The following is a 4,976-nucleotide window of genomic DNA, read 5'->3' as shown; positions in this document are numbered from 1 at the left end:
TATGCCTCGGTTCAGGTGCGCAACGCGGCCACGATCGGTGGCAACATCGCCAACGGCTCGCCCATCGGCGACGGGCCGCCAGCGCTGATCGCGCTGGGGGCGACGCTGCATCTGCGGCGCGGCGACGACATGCGCGCGCTGCCGCTGGAAGCCTTTTTTCTGGAGTACCGCAAGCAAGACCGGTTGCCGGGTGAGTTCGTGGCAGGGGTGTCGATCCCGACTTCGGCCCCGGATTTGCGCTGTTACAAGCTGTCGAAGCGGTTCGATCAGGATATCTCGGCGGTCTGCGGTTGTTTCAACGTGACGGTCACGGATGGCGTGGTGCGTAGCGCGCGGATCGCCTTTGGCGGCATGGCGGGCATCCCGAAACGTGCGGCGCTGGCCGAGGCGGCGCTGCTGGGCCAACCATGGAGCCTTGCAACGGTTGAGGCGGCGGCGGCGGCCATGGCGGGGGATTTCGCACCACTCAGCGATATGCGCGCCAGCGCTGGCTACCGGCTGACCACGGCGCAGAACCTGATGATCCGGTATTTCCACGACCTTGCCGGAGTGCCGGTTTCGGTGCTGGAGGTTGCGCCATGAGCACCGGACTTGCCCTGCCGCATGACGCGGCCCCGCTGCATGTGACGGGCCGGGCGCGGTATGTCGATGACATCCCGCTGCCGGGCAATGCGCTGCATCTGGCCTTCGGGCTGTCGGATTGCGCGCATGGCGAGATTGTCGCGGTGGACCTTGCAGCAGTCCGGGCGGCGCCGGGGGTGGTGGCGGTGTACAGTGCGGCCGATCTGGACCCGATGCCCGATTGCAGCCCGTCGGCGCATGACGAGCCGCTGCTTGCGGTGGGCCGGGTGCATTACGCGGGCCAGCCGGTGTTTCTGGTGGTGGCCGACAGCCACCTTGCGGCGCGCAAGGCGGCGCGGCTGGGGCGTGTGACCTACGCCGAGTTGCCCGCGATCCTGACCGTCGATCAGGCGCTTGCGGCGGGCAGCCGGTTCGAGCAGGGGCCGGTGATCTGGGCCAAGGGTGACGCCATGGCGGCGATTGCCGGGGCGGCGCAGGTGGTGGAGGGATCGTTCGAGGTCGGCGGGCAGGAGCATTTCTATCTGGAGGGTCAGGTGGCCGCTGCCCTGCCGCAGGAGGGCGGGGATATGGTGATCTATTCCTCGACCCAGCACCCGACGGAGGTTCAGCACAAGGTGGCGCATGCGCTGCACCTGCCGATGAACGCGGTACGGGTGGAAGTGCGGCGGATGGGCGGTGGGTTCGGTGGCAAGGAGTCTCAGGGGAACGCCCTGGCCATCGCCTGTGCGGTTGCGGCGCGCGATCTGGGGCGGCCGTGCCGGATGCGCTATGACCGCGACGATGACATGATGATCACCGGCAAACGCCACGACCTGCGGATTTCCTATCGCGCCGGGGTGGACGCCGAGGGCCGGGTGCTGGGGCTGGAATTCACCCATCTGGTGCGCTGCGGCTGGAGCCAGGATCTGTCCTTGCCGGTGGCGGACCGGGCGATGCTGCATGCCGACAATTGCTATCACCTGCCCAACATCCGGATCGAATCGCACCGGTTGAAGACGAATACCCAGAGCGCCACCGCGTTTCGCGGCTTTGGCGGGCCGCAGGGCATGGTGGGCATCGAGCGGGTGATGGACCATGTGGCCTTTGCGGTGGGGCGCGATGCGTTGGCGGTGCGCAAGCTGAACTTCTACCGCGCGGCGGCGGGGGCAGGAGCCTCCGGCGGGGATATTTCAGGACAGATGAAATCGCAGACGACGCCTTACAACATGCCGGTGGAGGATTTCATCGGGCATGAGCTGGTGGCGGAGTTGGAGCGGAGCAGCGATTTCGCGGCGCGGCAGGCGGCGATTGCGGCATGGAACAAGGCGAGCCCGGTGTTGAAGCGGGGAATTGCGCTGACGCCGGTGAAGTTCGGGATTTCGTTCACGCTGACCTGGCTTAATCAGGCGGGGGCGCTTGTTCACGTATATCAGGACGGGTCGATCCATCTGAACCACGGCGGCACGGAGATGGGGCAAGGGCTGTTCCAGAAGGTGGCGCAGGTGACGGCGGGGGTGTTCGGGGTGGATGCCTCGGTCGTGAAGATCACCGCGACGGATACGGGGAAGGTGCCGAACACCAGTGCGACGGCGGCAAGTTCCGGGGCCGATCTGAACGGCATGGCGGCGAAAGCGGCGGCGGAGACCATTCGCGGGCGGTTGGCGGCGTTCATTGCCGAAAAGCACCAGACCGTGGCCGCAAAGGTGCGCTTTGTGGATGGCACGGTGCGGGTGGCGGGCGAGGTCTACGGCTTTGCGCAGGTGGTGGCCTGGGCCTATCAGGCGCGGGTCAGCCTGTCTTCGACCGGCTTTTATGCCACCCCGAAGATTGTCTGGGACCGGGTGCGCGGCAGCGGGCGGCCGTTCTTTTACTTTGCGTATGGCGCGGCGGTGACCGAGGTGGTGATCGACCGGCTGACCGGCGAGAACCGGATCTTGCGGGCGGATCTGTTGCATGACACCGGCACCAGTTTGAACCCGGCCCTGGATATCGGGCAGATCGAGGGGGCTTACGTTCAGGGAGCGGGCTGGCTGACCACCGAAGAGCTGGTCTGGGATGGCAAGGGGCGGCTGTCGACGCATGCGCCCAGCACCTACAAGATCCCGGCCTGTTCGGACCGGCCGGATGTGTTCAACGTGGCGCTGTGGGGCAAGCCGAACCGGGAGGATGCGGTGGGCAAGTCGAAGGCGGTGGGCGAGCCGCCGTTGATGCTGGGGATCTCGGCGCTGATGGCGCTGTCGGATGCGGTGGCGGCTTGTGGCGATGGATCACGTTATGTAGCGCTGGATGCGCCGGCGACGGCGGAGCGGGTGTTGATGGCGGTGCGCCGTGTCGAAGGCCTGGGGGTTGAGGGTGTTTGACCTGGTAGCCCTTGCACAGGCGATGGCGATACATGGGCCAGTGGCCCGCGTGGTGATTGCAGCGCATGACGGCAGCAGCCCGCGCGAGGTGGGGGCGGCGATGCTGGTCTGGCGCGATGGGCAGCAGGGCACCATCGGCGGCGGCGCGCTGGAGTGGGAGGCCATGGCGCGGGCGCGGGCGATGCTGGACGCGGGTGGCATGCGGGTCGACCGCGAGGCGCTGGGGCCGAAGCTTGGCCAATGCTGCGGTGGTGCGGTGACGGTGTTGACCGAAGTTTACGACGCCGTGCCCGTGGCAGAGGCCGGGATGATGGCACGGTCGGTTGATGGGCGCGAGATGCCGCTGGCCGCAAAACGGCTGCTGGCACGGGCGCGGGGTGAGGGCGTGATGCCTGCGCCGCAACTGGTGCAGGGGTGGTTCATTGAACCGGTGACGCGGGCCGAGCGGCAGCTGTGGGTCTGGGGGGCGGGGCATGTGGGCCGCGCGCTGGTGGCAGTGCTGGCCCCGCTGCCGGGCGTGGCGATCACCTGGATTGATGTCGCGGCAGAGCGGTTTCCGGATCTGGTGCCGGAGGGCGTGAGGGTGCTGCCAGTACCGCAGCCCGAGGCTGCCGTGGCGTTGGCCCCGACGGATGCGGAGCATCTGATCCTGACCTATAGCCACGCGCTGGACCTGGCGCTGTGTCACCGGCTGCTGAACCATGGCTTTGCGCGCGTCGGGCTGATCGGGTCGGCCACCAAATGGGCACGCTTTCGGTCGCGGCTGGCGGCATTGGGGCATGCGCCGGAGATGATTTCGCGGATCACCTGCCCGATCGGCACCCCCGCTTTGGGCAAGCATCCGCAGGCGATTGCAGTGGGTGTGGCGGTGGAATTTCTGGCAGCAAGAACCGGGGCGATAGGCTGGGAGAGCAGGGCATGACGGGCAAGCTGTTGCTGAGCGTCGAAGGGGTGACCAAGGCCTATCCGGGCGTGGTGGCCAACAATGATGTGTCGTTCCAGATCAGCGAGGGCGAGGTGCATGCGCTGCTGGGGGAAAACGGCGCGGGTAAATCGACACTGGTCAAGATGATCTACGGCCTCGTGCGCCCTGACGCGGGGCGGATGACCCTGCGCGGCCAGCCTTATGCGCCAGCGAAACCCGGTCAGGCGCGGGCCAGTGGCGTGGCGATGGTGTTTCAGCACTTCAGCCTGTTCGAGGCGCTGAACGTGGCGGAAAATGTGGCGCTGGGGATGGAAAACCCGCCGCCGATGAAGACCTTGGCAGGGCGGATCAGGGCGGTCAGCGAGGACTACGGGCTGCCGCTGGACCCCAGCCGTATGGTGGGTGATCTGTCAGCGGGCGAGCGGCAACGGGTGGAAATCATCCGCTGTCTGTTGCAGGACCCGAAGCTGTTGATCATGGACGAGCCGACCTCGGTGCTGACGCCGCAGGAAGTGGAGATCTTGTTCAAGACGCTGCGGCAGCTTGCGTCAGAAGGCACCGCGATCCTGTACATCAGCCACAAGCTGGAAGAGATCCGCACCCTGTGTGACGAGGCAACGATCCTGCGGCGCGGCCGCGTGGTGGCGACTTGCACCCCGCGCGAGCGTACCGCACGCGAGATGGCGGAACTGATGGTGGGCGCGGTGCTGACCCCGCCGGAGCGCCGCGCAAAGCCCCAGGGCGAGGTGGCGCTGGCGGTGACGGGGCTGTCGGTGCCCTCGCCCATACCGTTCGGCACCTCGCTGAAGGAGGTGGGGTTTGCGGTGCGGATGGGGGCGGTTCTGGGCATCGCCGGGGTTGCGGGCAACGGGCAGGATGAATTGCTTCTGGCGCTGTCGGGCGAGCTGAAATCGGCACCGGGGGCGGTAAAGATTGCCGGGGTGCCGATGGGCGACAAGGGGCCGAACGACCGGCGCCGTGCCGGGCTGGTGGCCGCACCAGAGGAGCGGTTGGGCCATGCGGCGGCGCCGGACATGAGCCTGGTGGAAAATGCGCTGTTGTCAGGCGTGGTGCGCAAGGGGCTGACGAAACGGGGGTTCATCGACTGGGTTGGGGCGGGGGATTTCGCC

The 4,976-nt window shown here is 67.3% G+C and carries 4 protein-coding genes; all 4 read left to right on the top strand.

Annotated elements, in window-relative coordinates; genetic code table 11:
* A partial coding sequence (locus RMO18_RS17765) for an FAD binding domain-containing protein (protein WP_309667707.1) occupies nucleotides 1–582 on the top strand: 582 nt, incomplete at its 5' end.
* Nucleotides 579–2,921, top strand: coding sequence for a xanthine dehydrogenase molybdopterin binding subunit (xdhB, locus tag RMO18_RS17760; protein ID WP_309667706.1), 2,343 nt, complete (start codon nucleotides 579–581; stop codon nucleotides 2,919–2,921). The genes RMO18_RS17765 and xdhB, both read left to right, overlap by 4 nt.
* 22 nt (nucleotides 2,922–2,943) lie before the next feature.
* Entirely contained in the window at nucleotides 2,944–3,843 is a 900-nt protein-coding gene (gene xdhC / locus RMO18_RS17755; RefSeq protein ID WP_309667709.1) for a xanthine dehydrogenase accessory protein XdhC, read from the top strand.
* The coding region (locus tag RMO18_RS17750; RefSeq protein WP_309667705.1) for an ATP-binding cassette domain-containing protein at nucleotides 3,840–4,976 on the top strand (1,137 nt) is incomplete at its 3' end. The genes xdhC and RMO18_RS17750, both read left to right, overlap by 4 nt.

The sequence above is a fragment of the Tabrizicola sp. genome, from assembly GCF_031377265.1.
In the GTDB taxonomy this organism is placed as follows: domain Bacteria; phylum Pseudomonadota; class Alphaproteobacteria; order Rhodobacterales; family Rhodobacteraceae; genus JAUYQR01.
The sequence above is the reverse complement of the archived record's forward strand: the minus strand, read 5'-3'. Positions and strand labels throughout refer to the sequence as shown.